We start from the raw sequence: 20,998 nt of genomic DNA, 5'->3' as shown, positions 1-20,998 counted from the left end.
GTATTGTGAAATCACAGCGTAAGTTAAACAGTTATTTAATTATATTAGTTAGCTGTTTACTCCTACTGAGTAGCGCGCCTCTTTCGGCGCAAACAACACAGAGGCTATTATTAAACTGGCTTCCGTTTTTAACTTCCAATATCAAACGTATTCAGCCCAATCAATCTTGCCCGCAAAATCAACTCTTAAATATTCAAGCCAGTCACAAACAGAATAAGCTTAATACCGATATTGGCGTTATCGACTGGGATCTTAATTGCCCGGCAGCTCAAACGGACAAGGGCAGCACAAAACAGTTACCCTTCACCTTACAAAAAGGACAGATTGATCTGCAGCTCAATGAACTGTTTAAACGTTTAGCCGCTTTGCCCGAAACCAATATACGTATAAAATCACTTAACTTAGCCACAAATCTTCTCCATAAGAAATTATCCTTCAGTGTATTTATCAAAAAAAAAGAAGAGCATCTTTTTATTACATTAAGCGGCGAACAGCTCAAAGCTGATCTCAAAATAAACCTATTAAACAAAGATGTAAGCGTAGAAAGCAGAATAGACTTAGAACAAATCGCACAATTGATAACGCTGCCCGTTGAGCTGAATAAATTATTACATGATGAACTCAAGGTGAGTTATACAACTAATTTAAAAAGTTGGGGAAAGGGCGCGTTTACGCTTAACTGGCAGGGGAGTCTGCCTGATTTAGCGAAGCAGGGGCAGTTGAGTTTAGCGGGAGATATTAATCTGTTAGCGGATCAACTGGCGGTAAGTCAGCTCGCCATTAATTTACAAAACGTCAACTATAGTCTGTCAACGCAGCAGGAGTGGAAAACCCGCTCTATCTCTCTTAAATTAGCACAGCCGGCATTAATCAATCTATCATCGCTGCAGATTCACAGCTTGCCACTGCAACTGCGTGTCGGACGCAGTGCGCTTTTGACCAAGACCCCCCGCGGTAAAATGCAACGCATTCATATTGATACGCAAAAATTACCTTCTTTATTTGCTTCGATAGATGCGCAGGGATCTGTTGACCATCTATCGCTTGATTGGCGCCTCTCACTGTTAAACCAAACGCTTGCTGGCAAACTGCTGTATGCAGATAAAAAAATCAAAGTGGAGCTGCCTGATACCCATCTATCGCCGCAAACATTAGTTGAATCATTGCACAGTTATCTGCCAGCCACCGAGTTGCTGCAGATAAAAAGCGGTGAGATCAATCTGCAACTCTCCGCCTGGTATGATTTAACTAAAAATAGCACCAGAGTTGCAAGCCATATCAGCGCGCATTCGGTAGCGGGTGAGAACAGTAATGTGCTATTTGATGGAATCAGTTTAAACAGTGAATTGGATTACCTGTTTGAAAAAGAGAAGGTCACTGTCAATACCGATAAGCTGCAGCTGAAAATAGCCAATCTATTTGTTGGCATACCAATTCAGGCGTTGCAGCTGGACGCACAAATCAATATTGGTGAGCCCCTGGTGCAGCATTTTAAGGCTCGGTTATTGGGCGGACGGGTGGATTTTGATGATTTCACATTAGCCGCACCCAGTCAGACATTAATAAACCTCTCCGGTCTTAGTTTAAGTGAAGTGGTTAAATATAGCGCTTATCCTGAAATAGAAAGCACAGCTATAATTGATGGTGTGCTGCCCTTATCGTTAACTGCGCAAGGACCAACCATCAGTAATGGAACGATTTCTGCCCGCGCGCCTGGCGGATATATTAAGGTGCCAGAGAATAGCGTTACTGTCGCTATGGGCCAAGTCAATCCAGCCGTTGCTTATACTATGCAACTGTTATCTGATTTTCAGTTCGATACTTTACAGGGCACTATCGGTTATACTGCGGATGGTGAATGTGATTTAAAAATTGCAATTAAAGGGATAAATCCGAACGTCAGCGGAACACAACCTATTAATTTCAACTATTCACACAATGAAAATATTTTACAATTACTTAAAAGTTTGCGCTTTAACGAGCAATTAGTACAACAGATAAAGGAGAGGTATTAATGCTTAAAAGAATTTATATGTTATCGGCGTTATTTTTTACTGTAACGGCATGTACACCACGGGTAGAGCTTGCGATGCCCGATGAGCCTATTACCATAAATTTAAATGTTAAAATAGATCACGAAATCAGAGTGAAAATTGACAAAGAGTTAGATGATCTCTTTACCGAAGAGAGCGGTCTATTTTAACAGTAATAATGAATAATCTAGGAGATAAAATGAAAAAGGTATTTTTGATGTTCATGCTAATACTCAGTTTTTCAGCCTTTGCATTAGAGTTGTCTGATGCCAAAGAGCAGGGGGTCATTGGCGAGCAAACCAATGGGTTATTGGGCGTGGTTAGCGTTTCACAAGAGGTTTCCGATTTAGTAAAAGAGATCAATGCAAAGCGCTTAGTCAAATATAAACAGATAGCGGAAAAAAATGGCATGACCCTTGATCAAGTATTGGTTCTTGCGGGTGAAAAAACCATTAAAAAGACGCCTGCTGGACAATATATCCAAAATGCAACAGGACAGTGGGTGGTAAAATAGGTCGGAGTAACATGCGCGGCTGTTTCACCCTTTACTGTTTTATTGCACAGTAAGTAAGAGGCGCGCTTTCAAGCGAAGCGATTTTAGGTCTGTTCACCGTGAGAGGGTGATCTGCCATAAAAACCTTCCCTGCAAGCCATGCCCTTTATTGTTTTCGTGTTATTTAGCTTGAGCTTCGGCTGATAATATAAGATGATTGTCTCTATTTTTCGTTTTATATATATTCAGAGGTAAGCAATGACTCAGGTGGACAATGGCCCAAGCAATTTTATTCGTAATATCATCGATAACGATCTTCAAACGGGCAAACATCAGTCGATACATACACGCTTCCCACCAGAGCCAAATGGCTATTTACATATTGGCCATGCTAAATCTATCTGCTTGAATTTCGGTATTGCCCAGGATTACCCGAATGCGCTCTGTAATCTGCGCTTTGATGATACTAATCCAGTAAAAGAAGACGCGGATTACGTTGCTGCAATTGAACAAGATGTGCGTTGGTTAGGATTTCAATGGGCGGGGGATATTCATTATTCATCGGATTATTTTGAGACTATCTATGATTATGCCGTGGAGTTAATTAAAAATGGCAAAGCTTATATTTGTGAGCTCAATGCAGAGCAAACGCGTGAATATCGTGGCACCTTAACTTCTCCGGGTAAAGATAGCCCGTTCCGTAATCGTCCTATCGAAGAGAGTCTCGATCTTTTCGCACGTATGCGCGCAGGTGAGTTTGCTGAAGGCGCGATGATGCTTCGCGCAAAAATCGATATGGCATCGCCAAATATGAAGATGCGTGATCCGGTTATTTACCGTATCCGTTTTGCTCACCATCATCAAACTGGCGATAAGTGGTGTATCTATCCTATGTATGATTTCACGCATTGTATTTCTGATGCGATTGAAGGTATTACTCATAGTTTATGCACGCTTGAATTTGAAGATCACCGTCCATTATATGACTGGGTGCTGGCGAATATCAGTATTGCCTGTAAACCACGTCAAATTGAGTTTTCACGCCTTAATTTACAATATACCTTAACCTCTAAACGTAAGCTGAATGCGCTAATTGCCGAGGATTTAGTGAGTGGTTGGGATGACCCGCGTATGCCTACCATTTCAGGAATGCGTCGTCGCGGTTATCCTGCCGCATCAATACGAGAATTCTGTAAGCGTATCGGTGTTACCAAGCAGGAGAATACAGTTGAATTTGCTTCACTCGAAGCGTGCGTTCGCGAAAATCTTGAAGCTAATGGACCTCGTGCTATGGGCGTGATTGATCCGGTTAAAGTTATTATTACCAATTATGATGCAGATAAAAGTGAACAACTGATTGCACCAGCCCATCCTAAAGATGAAAGTATGGGCACGCGAACCTTACCTTTTTCTCATGAGCTGTTTATTGACCGTGCTGATTTTAGAGAAGAAGCCAATAAAAAATATAAACGTCTGGTATTAGGTAAAGAGGTTCGTTTGCGTAATGCTTATGTTATTAAAGCTGAAAATGTAGTTAAAGATGAAGCTGGCGAGATAACTGAAATCCATTGTTCATACGATCCAGAAACCTTGGGTAATAATCCAAGTGATGGCCGTAAAGTGAAAGGCGTTATCCACTGGGTTGATGCTAAATTAAATAAACCAGCAGAGTTTAGAATTTATGAACGTCTGTTTTTAGTTGAAAATCCTGCTTCAGCAGAGAATATTCACGATGTCGTTAATCCGGAATCATTAGTTGTAAAACAGGGTGTTGTTGAACTTAGTCTGGCGGATGCACAGGCTGAAAAGACATACCAATTTGAACGTGAAGGTTATTTTTGCGCAGATAGCAAAGATTCAACTGCGCAGAAATTGGTCTTTAACCGCACGGTTGCGTTGCGCGACTCATGGGGTGGCTAGAGGCTGAACAGTCGCTGAAACAGTGGTCAATTGTTGATTGACCACTGTTTATTTAGTTCAAAAATAGTAAACAAGCGTTACATATCCAGCTTTAGTTAATTGATTGTGGTAAATAGCTTAAAGCCGTCTCATACTATGGATGGTTATTGATTTTTAATAAGGTGTTTTTTATGAAAAGGATGAACTCTTACATTCTTTTTACTCTCCTCTCTTTCTCGCAGCCCCTTTTTGCGCAACCTATTGTTGTATGGAATAGACTGCTGGAACACCCCAATCCTATGGTTTCAGAGCTACTTGTAAAAGCGCTGCAGGTAACGGCTGATGAATATGGCTCTTTTCAACTTATCCCTTCGGAGGCGATGGAACAAGGTCGTGTTGTTAAACAGATGGCTAATAATGGTCATGTACAAATTGCTGTTTTTGCGCCCACTAAAGAAAGAGAAGAAAGTGCGATTGCAGTACGAATTCCCGTAACCGGATCCTTATTAAGTTACCGTATCTGCCTGATTAACAAAGGTCAACAAGAACGCTTCAAGTCCGTCTCAAGTCTAGATGATCTGATCAGCAGCAAATTAAAAATAGGAACGCATCGGGATTGGCCCGACAGAACAATAATGGAAGCGAATGGCCTAACGCTTTGGAAAGGGCATAAATATGCGCTTTTATTTGAACAGCTTGCCGCGAAGCGCTTTGATTGTTTTTCCCGAGGTGCCAATGAAGTGTTACAGGAGCTTGATTTGCATCTTGATAAAGAATTAGAGATTGAGCAACACTTAGTTATCTACTACCCGTTACCCTTTTATTATTTTGTTAATAAAGACAATCCGGAATTAGCAGTGCGCTTAGCCAAAGGGTTGAGGATGTTAATCGATAATGGTGAATATGAGAAAATTTTTAAAGAAAAGTACGCTGAAACATTAAAGATATTAGCTATTCAAGATAGAGTCACTATTGAATTAAGCAATCCACTGTTAACCGAGCAAAGCAAAGTACAGATGGAAAAATACAAGTCATATTTTCAGACATTAATTCACCGCTCTTCCTTATAAATACAGTTAGTGGATTATTTATGACGGGCGCAAAATTATTTTCAATTTAGGAGTAAACATGGAATTTGAACAAATGCTCAATATTTTGTCGAGTAAAGATGGATCAGATCTTTATCTGTCAACGGGAGCCCCGCCTTCTGCCAAATTTCAAGGCACGATAAAACCTCTCACTGATACTCCTTTTAAGCCGGGAGAAATTGCGGTTATCGCTTATTCAATGATGGATAGTGAGCAAAAAATAGCTTTTGAGCAGGATCTGGAAATGAATCTGGCTATTTCAATCTCAAATGTGGGACGCTTTCGGGTTAATATTTTCAAGCAGCGTAATGAAATTTCTGTGGTCGCACGTAATATCAAAGTGGATATCCCTCAATTTGATGATTTGAAGCTGCCTGAAGTGCTTAAAGAGGTGATCATGGCTAAGCGTGGCTTAGTCCTCTTTATCGGTGCGACAGGCTCGGGAAAGTCAACCTCGCTGGCTGCATTAATTGACCACCGTAATAGCAATGCATCTGGTCATATTATCACCATTGAAGATCCGGTTGAGTTTGTACACAAACACAAAAAAAGTATTATTAACCAACGTGAAGTTGGGGTTGATACGCGAAGTTTTCATGCGGCCTTAAAAAATACGCTGCGACAGGCTCCCGATGTAATTTTAATTGGTGAAATCCGTGATCGAGAAACCATGGAGCATGCGTTAGCATTTGCTGAAACAGGGCATTTAGCTATTTCGACACTGCATGCTAACAATGCCAACCAGGCCTTGGATCGTATTATCAACTTCTTTCCCGAAGAGCGCCGACCACAACTGTTAAGTGATTTGGGCAATAATTTAAAATCCTTTATTTCACAGCGTCTGATTCCAACTGTTGATGGTAAGCGTTGTGCGGCTATCGAAGTGATGATGGGAACCTTAACCATTCGCGATATGATTAAGCGCGGCGACTTTGGTCTGCTAAAAGATGTGATGGAAAAATCCAAACAGTTAGGTATGCAGACCTTTGATGGTGCGCTATTTGAGCTGGTGATTGCAGGGCGGATAACAGAAGAGGAAGCGGTTAAAAACTCGGACTCTCCGACCAATATCGCACTTAAATTTAAGTTGCATCATGGCGGAATTATGGAGCAGGCAGAAGAAAATTCGAAGAAAAATGGCGGCTTTAGTTTAGAGCCGATGGAAAGATCATTGCCCGATGATGTAACCTTTTCTTAATAATTTTTCTGTTTACGAAAAAAGCGCCAACCGGCGCTTTTATTAAACAGGCCCTAAAGTTCGATACCGTAATCCTTACCGTATTTTTCAACGACAAAATCAATATCTTTATCACCTCGACCAGAAAGGTTAAGTAAGATTGTCCCTTTTTCACCTTGCTGAGCCATTTTAAGCGCATAGGCAACTGCATGTGCAGATTCAATCGCAGGAATGATCCCCTCTAATCTCGATAGCTCAAAAAAAGCATCAATCGCTTCTTTATCGTCAATTGACCCGTAAGTGACACGGCCAAGGTCTTTTAGGTAGCTGTGTTGCGGTCCAACAGAGGGATAATCTAAGCCGCTGGCCACTGAGTAGACTGGCTCTGGCTCACCTTGTTGATCTTGTAACATATAAGATTTAAAGCCATGAATTATCCCCGGTTTACCTAATGTTAAGGTTGCAGCATGTTCACCAGGCTGTTCAAGTGAACGCCCTGCAGGCTCAACACCGTAAATAGCGACCTCTTTATCTTCTAAAAAAGCCGTAAATAAACCCACAGCATTAGAGCCTCCGCCTACACAGGCAACCAAGTTATCTGGTAATTTACCTGTCATCTCCTGAAATTGCTGGCGCGCTTCATTGCCGATAATTGATTGGAAGTCACGTACCATCATCGGAAATGGATGTGGGCCGACAACAGAGCCGATGGCGTAAAGTTGCGTTACAGGATCTTGTAAATAAGCCTGAAATGCGGCATCTACCGCTTCTTTTAATGTTTTACGTCCCTCTGTTACTGGAATAACATTAGCACCTAAAATGCGCATTCGTACAACGTTTGGATGCTCTTTAGCAATATCTACTTCGCCCATATAGATATCACACTGTAAACCAACTAATGCGGCTGCTGTGGCTAATGCTACGCCATGTTGTCCTGCACCTGTTTCTGCAATCAATTTCTTTTTGCCCATTTTTTTGGCAAGCAGGGCTTCACCCAAACAATGGTTAATTTTATGCGCGCCAGTATGGTTTAAATCTTCTCGTTTAAGATAGATCTCTGTGCCATATTTTTTTGATAAGTTTTGCGCATGAAAAATTGGGCTTGGACGACCCACAAAGTGTTTGTATAAGCGCGCCAGTTCAGCACGAAATGCGGGATCTTGGCGACACTCATCATAAGTTGCCGTGATTTGATCCATGATTGTTTGTAATTGTTCAGGAACAAAGCTACCGCCGTATTCACCAAAGTAGCCCTGCGCATTAGGTAAGTTATGTGTAAATGTATTTTCCATGGGGACCTTTTATTTACTTATAATGTGAGATTCTCCCTTTTATACAGATAAAATTCTATTGTTTGTATGGGATATAAGTGGAAATGTGAGCTATCTGAGGGATTATTCTAAATCTATTTTTCCATGGACGATTAAATTTTACGAATTGCAGATGCTATAAACAAAACACCTTAGGCAGTCGAAATTTTTTACACTTTTAGTTGAATGCTGTAATGGATATATCTCGTTGTATTTTAATGTGATTATTAATTTATCGCTTACTGGTAGCTTAATATAACCATATTAGGTGTGTCGAAAAATATTGCACCTTTGCAAAAAAAGTACAGCAGATAGCTTGTACACATATGTTTTTTATATTAAATGATCATCTGGCACCGCTTGTGCATGTGCAATAGATGTAATGTTGATATCAGTTCAATGGATTTAGTAAATAAGTTGGATATATATCACGGGTTAATACTTTTTATAGAACTTAATTGTATTTTTATGGTTTTGAATAATAGAAAGGAACTAATTATGAATAATAAAAGATTATTAATGGCAGCGATAGCCGCAACAGCGCTATCACTTGGTAGCCAAACTGCCTTCGCTACTACTATCGATTTTGTGTCAGGAACTGATGATGGATGTAAGGTTGGAGCTGTTAATTGTACGCTTTCAACTAACGCATACAGCACATGGATAACTGAAGCAAACTTCAACACGGCAGCAGGTTCAACAGGTGCCCAATGGGTTCAGCAAGAAGGAAGTTATATAGATCCTGTTTTAAATGACTATCGTGTATTTGAGATGGATTTAAATATGACGGGTGAAGATATGTGGATTACTTCACTGTGGGTATCTGCGGACGATACGTTCAAAATTAAAAGTGCTGGGGTAGAGCTTTTTGACTCTATTACTGAATTTGCCGGCAACGAATGGAATACCGCCATAGATGTTCACGCTATTACCGGTGATATTTTTATCGCAGCAGCTAGCAGGCTTAACTTTTATGTGCATGATATTAGCTCAGACAATAGGTATCCAACGGGGCTGATTTATGCGGGTACTGCAGTTCCAGAGCCTGCTATTATTGCCTTGCTTGGGTTGGGCTTAGTGGGATTTGGATTTTCTCGTCGCAAATCAAACAGTGCTAAATCTTAGTAAATAAAAGCCAACAATAACGGCTATTTTTATACCGCTATTGTTGCTTAGACATTACATTATAAATTATCGGGTTGAGATTACATTTAAATAGACCCGATTTTTTGTTTCTATCAGAATTTGCTGGTTTAGGTTTGAAGTTTACCAAAAAATGTCAAGTTAGTTGTCCCCTAAAACACTTTCTTTCAAAAAAGAGTAAACCAACAGTACGACCACTTTCTGAAAATATTCGATTTAAATTTAATAATGTTTTGAATATGTAAAATATGTTTAGCACAGGAATTTATTACCAGATGGGATATAAAAGGATTTGGCTTCGTTAACGGGACTCCTGCGAGCACTGGTGTGACAGGCCGGCTTTCTTTTAAACAAGAGTAAACCAACTGAACTACCATTTCGCGAAAATCTTTTATTATAAGTTGGGATTTTTAAAACGTTAGGTCTTTTTACTAAGGACTTTTTTACTTGAGGATATAAAAGGAATTGGCTCGTTAACAGGACTCGAACCAGTGAACGCTAGTGTGACAGGCCGGCTTTCTTTTAAATAAGAGTAAACCAACTGAGCTACCACTCCGCGAAAATCTTTTATTTAATTTTAATGAAACGAAGTAATAAACTAATTATTTATTAACTAAAGATTATTGATAGTAGAAATGCAGAGGGAATTTATTATTTGAGAGTTTTAAAACGTTAGGTCTTTTTACTTGAGGATATAAAAGGAATTGGCTTCGTTAATGGGACTCGAAGCAGTGAGCACTGGTGTGACAGGCCGGCTTTCTTTTAAACAAGAGTAAACCAACTGAACTACCATTTCGCGAAAATCTTTTATTATAAGTTGGGATTTTTAAAACGTTAGATCTTTTTACTTGAGGATATAAAAGGAATTGGCTTCGTTAATGGGACTCGAAGCAGTGAGCACTGGTGTGGCAGGCCGGCTTTCTTTTAAACAAGAGTAAACCAACTGAACTACCATTTCGCGAAAATCTTTTATTATAAGTTGGGGTTTTTAAAACGTTAGGTCTTTTTACTTGAGGATATAAAAGGAATTGGCGGAGTGGACGGGACTCGAACCCGCGACCCCCGGCGTGACAGGCCGGTATTCTAACCAACTGAACTACCACTCCGCTAAAATCTTTTATTGTTCTATAACTCGCATTATAGATGGACTGTGTACACATCGTTCATTCATATAAATATGAAGTTGGCGGAGTGGACGGGACTCGAACCCGCGACCCCCGGCGTGACAGGCCGGTATTCTAACCAACTGAACTACCACTCCACGAGTGTGCTACAGCTTTCTTCACTTTATGTGTTGGTTACACATAAATACCACTCTTAATTTGAGTTTAAATTCAAATCCCGGCGTGACATGCCGACTATGTTAAGCAAGAGCCTAACCAACTGAACTACCACTCCACGAGTGTGTTACAGCTTTCTTCACTTTATGTGTTGGTTACACATAAATTGTTATTAAATAAATAATAACGTTTACTTGTTCAATAATACTGTTGGCGGAGTGGACGGGACTCGAACCCGCGACCCCCGGCGTGACAGGCCGGTATTCTAACCAACTGAACTACCACTCCACGAGTGTATTACAGTTCAAGCTTTTGATAATTATCATTCATATCGAAATATGATGTTGGCGGAGTGGACGGGACTCGAACCCGCGACCCCCGGCGTGACAGGCCGGTATTCTAACCAACTGAACTACCACTCCACGTGATAATTATCAGATTCAACATTGTGCTAACTAACGTCAATTTCACATCTAAATATGATATTGGCGGAGTGGACGGGACTCGAACCCGCGACCCCCGGCGTGACAGGCCGGTATTCTAACCAACTGAACTACCACTCCAGTTAGCATCAATACACAGAGCTGAGCACTGTGTTTGTTGAGGCGCAGATAATACTTAGTTGCTTTTGCTGAGTCAATAAGGAAAAAGAAAAAAACAGCAATATTAAGCTTTAACTTTCACAAATGGTTACTTTCTATGCAAATAACCTAAAAACAGAGCGGTTTACATTTTTAGGTTGTTTAAATATATTCTTTCAGTGCTTATTTTTTATTCCCTTTTAGATTTATTGATGTAGGTGACAGTTCATCAAGTTTTAATTCCGCTAAAGGTTGATCGCTGCCATCTGCAGATTTTCTCTTTTTTGCCCTACGTCTAATCATAAAAATGAGCGCTGAGATAATAATTAAGCAGATAATCGCAATTGCTGTAATAAGCCAACTGTTTTGCCATAGTGATGAGAAATTATATTTGAAAAATTCAGTATCAGTGGCGACCGCTGCACTTGTCTTTATTTCCGGCACAATAAATTTAGGCAGCAACTCAAATTGCTGATCCGGCAATTGTAACTCTATCTCTCTTCCTGAGCGGGTGGTCGCAAATGCTTTCGCTGAGAAAGTTAAGACACCGTAAGAGAGTGCTTTTGTTGTCGCGAATCTGTTTTCTATTGATATATTTCCGGTGCTATGGACAATTAACTGCTCGACGACTGTATTATTGCTATTTTTAATGACCCCATCAATGATTACCGATTCCGGATCAATCTCTTCGCTGTCGACCTTAAACTCAAATACCGCCTCTTTGCTGCCCTCGTTAAGTGTGCTTACCTTATAAGTGACAGGAGGAAGAAAAACCACAATATCTTTGTTCACATTGCGTAGAAAAACATCATTTTTAGTGCGGATATTAAGTAGGTAACGTCCGGGGGGCAGATCAATATAAACACGGGCCGTTAAGTCGCCATCAAATGGTAGGGCATCATAACCTTTGCCATCATCTTGATATAATGTCAGTTGTGTTTTTGCACCAGCCATTAGTACGACAGATAACTTGGCATCGTCCAGGTAACTTTGTTCGGTCATTAATTGATTATCATAATACAGCGAAGCATGGGTGGTGATATATTCTTGTGAGTATAATTTTAACGGCAGTTTATTTGTTTTTAATTCAACATGACTAATTAACTTAATGCGGTTATTTTCATTTAATTCTGCAACAGCTTGCCAAGGTCCTGCCATCGGGTTATTTATGGTAATAATGTCTTCTTTTTCACCACTTACCCAAGCAACGGAAGAGGGGTGTCTTGCCGGATAAATCTTACTGCCATCAGGGCGGACCAGAACAATAAATTCAGGGCCTTTGTCGTGATTAAGAATAAAGGTGACTTGCTCGGTATGGGGATCAATTCGAAAACGATTATCTAATAACGGTATGTCATTGGGTGCATAAATCGTGTGCGCCCAGGCGGTAGATGCGCAGATCAAAAATAATAAACTTAAGAGGTTTTTTTTCATTATTGTCGCCACAAGCAACTCCCTGATTTCTCAATAAGATCTAAACGTTTTTGGTGCGCTTTTTTTTCCTCTTCTGTTGCACGAATGATAGTTAATGGCGACTGAGATTGTCTGACTTTTCGTCCTGTCGTATTTTCACCGCGCTCCGAACTAGAAAGATTGAGTTTTGCTTGTCCACCTGTCATGAGCAGGTAAACATCTGCTAATATCTCGGCATCAAGTAACGCGCCATGTAGTACGCGGTGTTTATTGTCAATACCGTAGCGATCACATAACACATCCAGATTATTCCGTTTACCGGGGAATAATTTTTTCGCCATTACTAGCGTATCGGTTACGGTGGATATTTCTTCAGTTGTTTGTGTTTTTTTATTTAAAAAACGAAACTCCTGATCCATAAAGCCGACATCAAAGGGCGCGTTATGGATAACCAGATCTGCCCCTTTAATGAATTCAATAAATTCATCGGCAATCTCGCTAAACACGGGTTTGTCTTGCAGAAACTGATCCGTCAGGCCATGCACTGTGACCGCCTCGGGATCCACTTCACGATCTGGTTTTATATAGACATGGTAATGACGTCCTGTTAAGCGTCGATTAATAATTTCCACACAGCCTATTTCAATAATTCGATGGCCAAGATAAATCGCACCATCTCTATTCATACCAGTGGTTTCAGTATCCAATACGACTTGTCGAATTACTTTGCTTGTGTTCATCTTAATCTCTATTTATAGTTCGCAAAGAATTGAGTCTAGCAAACCTAAACCAATGCGCCTAGAGCTGAAATCACAGTGCATCTATAAGCGCTAAATTAATTAATCAATTGGGTATAATAATGAAGAAAATTGAACTTTATACAGATGGTTCCTGTTTAGGTAATCCTGGCCCGGGTGGTTATGGCGCCGTGTTAATTTATAACAAGCACCGTCGCGAATTGGCGGAGGGTTACCTGCGTACAACCAATAATCGCATGGAGATGTTAGCTTGTATCAAAGGGTTAGAAACATTAAGCGAAGCGTGTGAAATAGATCTGACCACTGACAGCCAATACGTTCGCCAAGGGATCACTCAGTGGATCCATAATTGGAAAAAACGCGGCTGGAAAACGGCCGCAAAAGCCCCCGTAAAAAACGTTGATTTGTGGAAAGCATTAGATGCCGCACAGGAAAAGCATAATATAACCTGGCATTGGGTGAAGGGGCACTCTGGGCATCCAGAAAATGAACGTTGTGACGACTTGGCTCGGCAAGCGGCAGAATCTAAACCAACCCAAAAAGATTTAGGTTATGACGGGTAATGATGTTTGGTGGCAACACTTTGCCCTGTTCTTCTCTGTTGCTTAAATTGAAATGGAGATTTAATCGGCGTCATAGGTATACTATGCTTTTTGGCCACAATAAAATAAACACTGCAAAAAGAAGGGGCATAGCGTTGCCCTGTTCGCTCGACGAATGATGAAAATGGGCTGTGAAAATCACCAGAAAGAAAATCGAAATGTTGTTTTTGTAGAATTTCAAAGCCCAATAAAGAGAGCCAGTCGTATATCCTATTGAGTAAAAATAGCCGTGCCGTTTTCGGGCTTTTGGATTTTAACAGCGAGCGCAATCCAAAAACGCTCATTGGATTGTATCCTGTTATAATTAAGGTGCCATCGAGTGTTAATACCCGCTCAACTTCACGTAATAATTGGTGCGGATCATTTGAGAAATTCAATTCATGAGCCAGAATACAGAGATCGATTGAAGCGTCTTGTAAGGGCAGTTGGTGAATATCTGCGAGTAAACCGATATCTTTTCCGCTAGCGGCGCAATTGATTTGATGGGGAATTAATGAGTATGAAGTGTCCAGTAAGCTGCTTAATCTTCCCAATTTTAACAGATGGTAACCAAAACAGAGAGGCAAGTAATCATCGATCCGCTGTTGAGTTTGCTCCTGTAACATCTTACCCTTTGGCAACTGTTGCCAATCTTCAATCGGGGTAAGGATGCGTGTTGTTTTTGCTATTTTCATATATATACCCGTTATCATTCAAAATGCATTTATCAGGAGCACGCTCGGATACCAGAGCAAGGCGCAACATGAGTGAATGGTGTTCCCTTTACAATTGTTGCAACGCAGCGCTGGTTTTCGAGCGAGCTCCCCGAAGGGCAAGTCGAGAGGCAAGCATCTTCGTTGTTATGAAGTCTTGATTTAACCCGTTAGTTCTTCAACTTCATGCCTAGAATCTGCTTACCTTTCGACTTGCTGATTTTTGCATTTCGATTGGTAACGGGTATAAACTAACCCCAACTTAAAATAGGTGCGAATCAATTATGGTTGATATTCTAACGATTAATTCCTTTACCGATAACTATATTTGGCTTATTAAAGATAGTCAAAGCAAGCATTGTATTGTAGTCGATCCCGGCGATGCTGGCCCAGTTTTACAAGTATTAGCTGCGCAACAGTTAATAGTCGATGCGATTATTTTAACCCATCATCATTATGATCATATAGATGGTGTGGAGGCTTTACTAGCCGAATCTGAGCAACCTATTGCGCTATACAGCAAAAACAGATTATTTGCGCACAGTGTATTAGTTAATGAGGGAGATGAATTAACTTTTTTTGACGACCGTTTTTCATTAAAGGTGATGGAAGTGCCAGGGCATACCTTGGATCATGTCGCCTACTACAATGAATCACTACTTTTTTGCGGTGACACTCTCTTTTCTGGTGGGTGCGGGCGTCTGTTTGAAGGCTCATATCTGCAGATGTTTAATTCATTATCACGTTTAGCCTTATTACCCGACCATACTCAAGTTTATTGCGCGCATGAATACACGCAAAATAATCTTATTTTTGCTTTTCATTTTGAGCCTAAAAATCAACACCTGCTGAAATATATTAAGCAGGTTAGTAAAAAACGTCAGCAAGGTTTAGCGACCATTCCGACCACTATCGGGCTGGAAAAAACGATTAATCCCTTTTTGCGTTGCGATCAAAGTTCGCTGGTTAACAGTTTGCAAATGCATTTAGCAACGAAATTAAGTGAACCATTATCTTGTTTTACGGCACTGCGTAAGTATAAAGATCAGTTCTAATGAATTTTGCAATGATTTAGGCTAGAATACGCCACTTATTATAGGTAGGTGGTCCCTTTTATGAAATTATTATTGCCGTTATTTTTGTTGTTATTATTAAGTGCCTGTCAAACAACAACAAATACAGATGTTACAGATGCAAGTAATGCTTCAGTTGTTGATGCATTGAACAATGAGGTCTTGCCTGATGAGCAATTGCAAGAGGTAGACATTGAAGAAGGGTTGGCCAATCTAATTGATGATGATGCACCGCTTGAAGTTCAACAACTACTGCCTGTGGGCTATGATAACCTTTGGTTAAAGTTAGCTGAAGGTTTTGAGTTTGAAGTGCCTGATAATGCACGTATAGCCAAGCAGCGTGATTATTATTTAAGGCATCCCAATTATTTAAAACAAGTTTCAAAACGTGCTGCGCCATTCTTATATCTGATAGTTGAGCAGATAGAAGCTCAAAATCTGCCTCTTGAATTAGCCTTACTCCCTGTTGTCGAAAGCACATTCGACCCCTTTGCTTATTCACCCAGCAATGCCTCCGGATTATGGCAATTTATGCCGCTGACCGGAACCCGATTCGGTTTAAAACAAGACTGGTGGTATGACGGTCGTCGCGATATTTATGCTTCAACGGGTGCCGCGCTACGTTATATGGAAATTTTACATAAATATCTAGGCGAAGATTGGTTACATGCTTTCGCAGCATATAATTCGGGTGAAGGGCGAGTGCAAAATGCGGTGCGCAAAAACCAGAAGTATAATAAGCCCACCGATTATTGGAATTTATCCTTGCCCAAAGAGACCGAAAATTATGTGCCCAAATTATTAGCGCTGATTGATCTATTACGTAATCATCAAAAATATGGCATTGAACTACCTTTTGTTCCCAATAAGCAGGTGCTCACTCATGTTGATACCGGATCGCAACTTGATCTTGCTTATGCAGCAGAATTAGCCGAGTTATCTATTGCTGAAATTCAATTATTAAATCCCGCATTTAACCGTTGGGCAACTTCACCGGATGGTCCGCATCGATTACTTCTGCCAACCCGTATTGCTAAAGTGTTTAGTGAAAAATTAAGTAATGGTGATAACAATAAACGGATCCGTTGGGATCGTTACAAAGTGCGCTCTGGTGATAGTTTAAGTGTGATCGCCCGTCAATATGGCACCACCACCAATGTCCTTAAACAGATAAATGAGATTAACGGCTCGATGATTAAAATAGGGCAACCGTTACTAATCCCGATTGCTACTAAGTCCCAGCAATCTTATCTATATAGCCAGGCGCAGCGTTTCGATCGCTCACAAGATAAGATGAGTAACAGTAACAGTAAACGCAAACTTCAGCATACGATAGTCGAAGGCGATACGCTTTGGGATATCAGTCGCATGTATAATGTGACAGCCAAAGAGATTGCGTACTGGAATCAGATGAGCAGCAAGAAAACCTTGCGTTTAGGCCAGCAGCTAACTATTTGGAAAACAGCAAAAGCGCAGCAGAAAAAACAAGTTACACAACGAGTGACTTACCATGTGCGTTCTGGAGACTCTCTTGGCGTTATTGCATCAAAATTTAATGTCAAAACCGCTGATATAGTACGTTGGAATAAGCTAAACGAGGAAAAATATATCAAACCGGGGCAAGAGCTGCGTGTGTATACAGAGAAAGCAAAGCAGGAAAAACAGGTTACACGCCATATTACTTATAAGGTACGAACTGGTGATTCTCTTGGTGTTATTGCCGAAAAATTTAGTGTTGAAACTGCAGATTTAGTACGCTGGAATGAGCTGTTTGATAAGAAATATATTCATCCCGGACAAAATCTAAAAGTCTATGTGAACGTCTTAAAATCGAGTAGCTAATATTTGACCGCTTTGATGATGTTCTTAAGTTAAAAAACAGAATCTTAGCGGTGAATATGAATTCTAGGGCTTGTCGTGTTGACTTTCGCCTGTAGCGGTTGGCTGAACTTTTATCGTTGGTATTCCGCCCTTGACGGCGTGTCGATGATGATCATTTTATTCTGTCTAAAAAAAGGAAAAACCGAACGTTTCCGCGTTCAGTGCTTTATAAGTAATGGCAGACAAGTTTCCGAACATGTAAACTCACCCCACTTTCATCTATCCAATTGATTTTTATATGTTCACCTACTTATATCATCAAGATATAAACCAAAAAACCGCTTAACCGAACGGTATTGAGCTAAATTAACTAGGTTTATTTATAAAAATTTTTGGCTCCCCTGATGATAACCCCCGCTTAATAAATATCCTTAAATAATGGCTATGGAATCACTTTACCTAATGTATCTTGCTGCCTACAATTTGAGCTATTAAATATACTATTGTAAAAACATCGCTTTTTGATAAGTGGTTATACCAAAAGAATTAATGAAGTGATCAATGATTGCGAAGGAAAAATTAACACTAACAAGGCGAGAGTTGCAGGAGATAGTTATTCTCACTTCAAAACTCACAACGCAGTTAGGGATGATTTTAACCAGCAAGGATGATCACCTTTTTAGTTCTTTTGGTATTATCCAAGCTCAAGGATAGAACTGCAGGGGCAGCGAATATATCTCGCTGTACGCCATAATAAATTTATCGACAAATAATTCTGTGTAACTTTTTGACGTTTTTAGAGATTAATAGTTCGGAGCTTATATAAGTTTAGGTAAGCGTTTTAATTAGTTGCAGATCTACTTTGTCAGAACAACTGCTGCAGAAGAGGGGCTATTGATGACTGAGAATACTAGCTGGCATTTCAAAAAAGCGAACACAGTACTGGAATCACTCGACACAAGCGCAGACGGCTTAAGCAGTGAGGAAGCCGCTAATAGACAGGTTAAGTACGGGCCAAATCAGCTTCCTGAAGCAAAAACACGCGGTCCTTTGCTACAGTTTGTCTACCAGTTCCATAATATGCTGATCTATGTATTGATTGTGGCGAGCGCTGTCACGGCTATGCTGGGACATTGGATCGATGCCAGTGTAATTCTGGGGGTCGTCTTTATTAATGCAGTCATCGGATTCGTACAGGAAGGTAAGGCCGAGAATGCCTTAAAAGCTATAAGGCAAATGCTTTCGCCAAATGCCATGGTGTTGCGCAATGGAAAGCAGATAACCATCCCCGCTAAAGCCTTGGTACCTGGTGATGTCGTCTTGCTGCAATCAGGTGATAAAGTACCAGCAGACCTTAGATTGTTCCGTGTTAAGGGGTTGCAAATTCAGGAGTCGGCACTGACTGGCGAGTCGATAGCGGTAGAAAAAATCACGGATCCTGTCGAACTGGAATCTATGATCGGTGATCGTCTATGCCTTGCTTATTCGGGTACTCTGGTGACCCATGGTCAGGGGGCGGGTGTGGTCATTGCGACCGGATTAGACACAGAGATAGGTCACATTAGTACACAGGTTGCAGATGTCGAATCACTAACAACACCTCTATTGCGGCAAATGGCTCAGTTTGGCCGCTGGCTTACTCTGGCCATTTTAGGTATTGCCATCATTACCTTTGTTTTCGGTTCATTTATTCGTGATTATGCAATCTCTGAAATGTTTCTTGCCGCGGTTAGCCTTGCAGTGGCGGCGATTCCGGAAGGATTGCCGGCTATCATGACCATCACCCTGGCGATAGGTGTACAGCGTATGGCGGGAAGAAATGCCATTATTCGCAGATTGCCCGCCGTGGAAACGCTAGGGGCTGTAAACGTCATTTGTTCAGATAAAACCGGTACCCTGACACGCAATGAAATGACGGTGCGTATGATTACAACCACGAGTGGTTTATTTGAGCTTAGCGGTACCGGTTATGATCCCCATGGATCAATATCCTTGTCGGGTGTGAATGTGTTTACTGAAGAACGGCCGCTGTTGTTAGAGACCGTCAGGGCTGCAGTGCTATGCAATGACGCGTCACTGGAATGCAAAGGTTCTGAATGGATTGTTCATGGCGATCCTATGGAAGGGGCTTTATTAGTATCCGGTTTGAAAGCTGGATTAGAAATTGAAGTAGAAGCCAAACAATATCCCCGCACAGATCTTATTCCATTTGAATCAGAGCATCGCTTTATGGCGACACTCCATCATAGCCACAAGGATAATGCCTTTATTTTTATCAAAGGTGCACCTGAACGGCTATTGGAGATCTGCTCTCATCAAAAAACCATTGCTGGTGAACAACCAATCAATAGAGATTACTGGCTAAGCCGTATTGAAAAAATGGCACAGCTTGGCCAGCGAGTATTGGCCATAGCTCTCAAGCCTGTAGCCTATGGACAGATGGAGTTGAAGTTTAGCGATGTGGAGAATGGCTTAATTATGCTGGGCATGTTCGGCTTGATTGACCCACCGCGAGAGGAGGCTATTGAGGCAGTAAAAACCTGTGCTGAAGCAGGTATTCGGGTGAAAATGATTACCGGAGATCACGCGCTCACAGCACGTGCCATCGCCCAGCAACTTAAGCTTGTTAATGCCAATGATGTACTCACCGGACAGGAACTGGACTTAATGAGTGAGGATGAGTTACGTCAACGTGTACAGGATGTGAACGTATATGCACGTGTTAATCCTGAACATAAATTGCTGTTAGTTAGACTGATGCAGGAACTGGGTTTGATTGTCGCCATGACTGGAGACGGGGTAAATGATGCACCAGCCTTAAAACGCGCCGACGTGGGCATTGCCATGGGACACAAAGGTACAGAAGCGGCCAAAGGGGCTGCTGAGATGGTGCTGGCCGATGATAATTTTGCATCTATTGCTCATTCTGTAAAAGAAGGTCGTACTGTCTATGACAATCTCAAAAAATCGATTCTTTTTATTCTGCCAACCAATGGTGGAGAGGCACTGATTATTCTGGCGGCTATTTTGTTTGGTTTTCATCAGCTACCGTTATTGCCTGTGCAAATTCTCTGGGTAAATATGGTTACGGCTGTCACGCTGGCGCTATCGCTTGCCTTCGAACCACCCGAACAGAATGTCATGCAGCGTCCGCCCCGCGATGCTCATGAACCGATGCTGATGCCCCATTTTATTTGGCGTGTTGCCTTTGTCTCGGTTATTTTGATGAGTGGAACATTTGGTTTGTTTATTTGGGAGATGGAACAAGGCATGAGTGTTGAGCATGCACGCACAGTGGCAGTAAACACTTTGGTTTTGTTTGAGATATTTTATTTATTTAACTCCCGCTATATTAAAGACTCAATATTTAATTGGGCAGGATTAACAGGGAACCGTTATGTGCTTATAGCGATTACAGTACTTATCATTTTGCAGTTAGTTTTCACTTACTTTGGACCGATGCACTCTTTATTTGGTACTACAGCCATTAACTTCAGTACATGGCTGCGTATATTACTCGTCGCTTCATCTGTGTTATTTTTGGTAGAGATAGAAAAGTATTTTATGCGTCGCGGCAAGGTTATTAAATAATAGTGCAGCAATTATTTTGATTTAAATAAGTATAAGGTCCCGAT

15 protein-coding genes and 5 tRNA genes are annotated in these 20,998 nt (G+C 41.0%); 11 read left to right on the top strand and 9 right to left on the bottom strand.

The genetic code is table 11. The features are described 5' to 3' along the window. The first annotated feature begins 5 nt into the window (after positions 1–5). The 6 genes from ACJAT7_RS00990 to ACJAT7_RS00965 all read left to right on the top strand — a co-directional run bounded on the left by ACJAT7_RS00990 (position 6) and on the right by ACJAT7_RS00965 (position 6,711). Positions 6–2,015 (top strand): YdbH domain-containing protein, encoded by a 2,010-nt coding sequence (locus tag ACJAT7_RS00990; protein ID WP_415224926.1) that lies wholly within the window; start codon positions 6–8, stop codon positions 2,013–2,015. A gap of 17 nt (positions 2,016–2,032) precedes the next feature. Next, the gene (locus tag ACJAT7_RS00985; protein ID WP_415224950.1) at positions 2,033–2,203 is read left to right on the top strand and encodes a YnbE family lipoprotein; all 171 of its coding nucleotides are present in this window, start codon (positions 2,033–2,035) and stop codon (positions 2,201–2,203) included. A 29-nt stretch (positions 2,204–2,232) separates the two neighbouring features. Beyond that, complete coding sequence (locus tag ACJAT7_RS00980; RefSeq protein ID WP_415224925.1) at positions 2,233–2,547, top strand: YdbL family protein; 315 nt, start codon at positions 2,233–2,235, stop codon at positions 2,545–2,547. A 237-nt stretch (positions 2,548–2,784) separates the two neighbouring features. Further along, on the top strand, positions 2,785–4,446 hold the full coding sequence (gene glnS / locus ACJAT7_RS00975; RefSeq protein WP_415224924.1) for a glutamine--tRNA ligase: 1,662 nt from the start codon (positions 2,785–2,787) through the stop codon (positions 4,444–4,446). A gap of 170 nt (positions 4,447–4,616) precedes the next feature. Next, entirely contained in the window at positions 4,617–5,495 is an 879-nt protein-coding gene (locus tag ACJAT7_RS00970; RefSeq protein WP_415224923.1) for a hypothetical protein, read from the top strand. A 58-nt stretch (positions 5,496–5,553) separates the two neighbouring features. Beyond that, positions 5,554–6,711 (top strand): PilT/PilU family type 4a pilus ATPase, encoded by a 1,158-nt coding sequence (locus ACJAT7_RS00965; protein ID WP_415224922.1) that lies wholly within the window; start codon positions 5,554–5,556, stop codon positions 6,709–6,711. 53 nt (positions 6,712–6,764) lie between these two features. On the opposite strand, the gene trpB is transcribed toward ACJAT7_RS00965, so the two are convergent. Further along, positions 6,765–7,982 carry a tryptophan synthase subunit beta gene (gene trpB / locus ACJAT7_RS00960; protein ID WP_415224921.1) on the bottom strand — a complete coding sequence of 406 codons (1,218 nt, stop codon included), beginning with the start codon at positions 7,980–7,982 and terminating at the stop codon, positions 6,765–6,767. Positions 7,983–8,498: 516 nt separating this feature from the next. On the opposite strand from trpB, the gene ACJAT7_RS00955 reads away from it, so the two are divergent. Then, complete coding sequence (locus ACJAT7_RS00955; protein WP_415224920.1) at positions 8,499–9,125, top strand: PEP-CTERM sorting domain-containing protein; 627 nt, start codon at positions 8,499–8,501, stop codon at positions 9,123–9,125. A 1,047-nt stretch (positions 9,126–10,172) separates the two neighbouring features. Here ACJAT7_RS00955 and ACJAT7_RS00950 read toward each other — a convergent pair. The 7 genes from ACJAT7_RS00950 to dnaQ form a co-directional block, all read right to left on the bottom strand. Next, positions 10,173–10,249: transfer RNA gene (locus ACJAT7_RS00950), tRNA-Asp, on the bottom strand. A gap of 78 nt (positions 10,250–10,327) precedes the next feature. Next, positions 10,328–10,404 (bottom strand) — tRNA-Asp (locus ACJAT7_RS00945). A gap of 230 nt (positions 10,405–10,634) precedes the next feature. Continuing rightward, a tRNA-Asp gene (locus ACJAT7_RS00940) sits at positions 10,635–10,711 on the bottom strand. A 57-nt stretch (positions 10,712–10,768) separates the two neighbouring features. Continuing rightward, a tRNA-Asp gene (locus ACJAT7_RS00935) sits at positions 10,769–10,845 on the bottom strand. A gap of 64 nt (positions 10,846–10,909) precedes the next feature. Beyond that, a tRNA-Asp gene (locus ACJAT7_RS00930) sits at positions 10,910–10,986 on the bottom strand. Positions 10,987–11,187: 201 nt separating this feature from the next. Then, positions 11,188–12,438, bottom strand: coding sequence for a hypothetical protein (locus ACJAT7_RS00925; RefSeq protein ID WP_415224919.1), 1,251 nt, complete (start codon positions 12,436–12,438; stop codon positions 11,188–11,190). Continuing rightward, positions 12,438–13,157, bottom strand: a complete 720-nt coding sequence (gene dnaQ / locus ACJAT7_RS00920) for a DNA polymerase III subunit epsilon (protein ID WP_415224918.1) — start codon at positions 13,155–13,157, stop codon at positions 12,438–12,440. Before dnaQ ends, ACJAT7_RS00925 begins: the two co-directional genes overlap by 1 nt. 119 nt (positions 13,158–13,276) lie before the next feature. Between dnaQ and rnhA the strand changes: the two genes are divergently transcribed. Further along, positions 13,277–13,738: a ribonuclease HI gene (gene rnhA / locus ACJAT7_RS00915; protein ID WP_415224917.1), complete on the top strand. Its 462-nt coding sequence runs from the start codon at positions 13,277–13,279 to the stop codon at positions 13,736–13,738. Here rnhA and ACJAT7_RS00910 read toward each other — a convergent pair. Beyond that, entirely contained in the window at positions 13,726–14,451 is a 726-nt protein-coding gene (locus ACJAT7_RS00910) for a class I SAM-dependent methyltransferase (protein WP_415224916.1), read from the bottom strand. The genes rnhA and ACJAT7_RS00910 overlap by 13 nt on opposite strands. Before the next feature lie 302 nt (positions 14,452–14,753). On the opposite strand from ACJAT7_RS00910, the gene gloB reads away from it, so the two are divergent. The 3 genes from gloB (at position 14,754) to ACJAT7_RS00895 (ending at position 20,954) form a co-directional block, all read left to right on the top strand. Further along, positions 14,754–15,524 (top strand): hydroxyacylglutathione hydrolase, encoded by a 771-nt coding sequence (gloB, locus tag ACJAT7_RS00905; RefSeq protein ID WP_415224915.1) that lies wholly within the window; start codon positions 14,754–14,756, stop codon positions 15,522–15,524. 60 nt (positions 15,525–15,584) lie between these two features. After that, positions 15,585–17,384 carry a LysM peptidoglycan-binding domain-containing protein gene (locus ACJAT7_RS00900; RefSeq protein WP_415224914.1) on the top strand — a complete coding sequence of 600 codons (1,800 nt, stop codon included), beginning with the start codon at positions 15,585–15,587 and terminating at the stop codon, positions 17,382–17,384. An 876-nt stretch (positions 17,385–18,260) separates the two neighbouring features. Continuing rightward, complete coding sequence (locus tag ACJAT7_RS00895) at positions 18,261–20,954, top strand: cation-transporting P-type ATPase (RefSeq protein WP_415224913.1); 2,694 nt, start codon at positions 18,261–18,263, stop codon at positions 20,952–20,954. The last annotated feature ends 44 nt before the right edge of the window (positions 20,955–20,998 follow it).

This window comes from Psychromonas sp. (genome assembly GCF_047632995.1).
GTDB lineage: Bacteria > Pseudomonadota > Gammaproteobacteria > Enterobacterales > Psychromonadaceae > Psychromonas.
The sequence above is the reverse complement of the archived record's forward strand: the minus strand, read 5'-3'. Positions and strand labels throughout refer to the sequence as shown.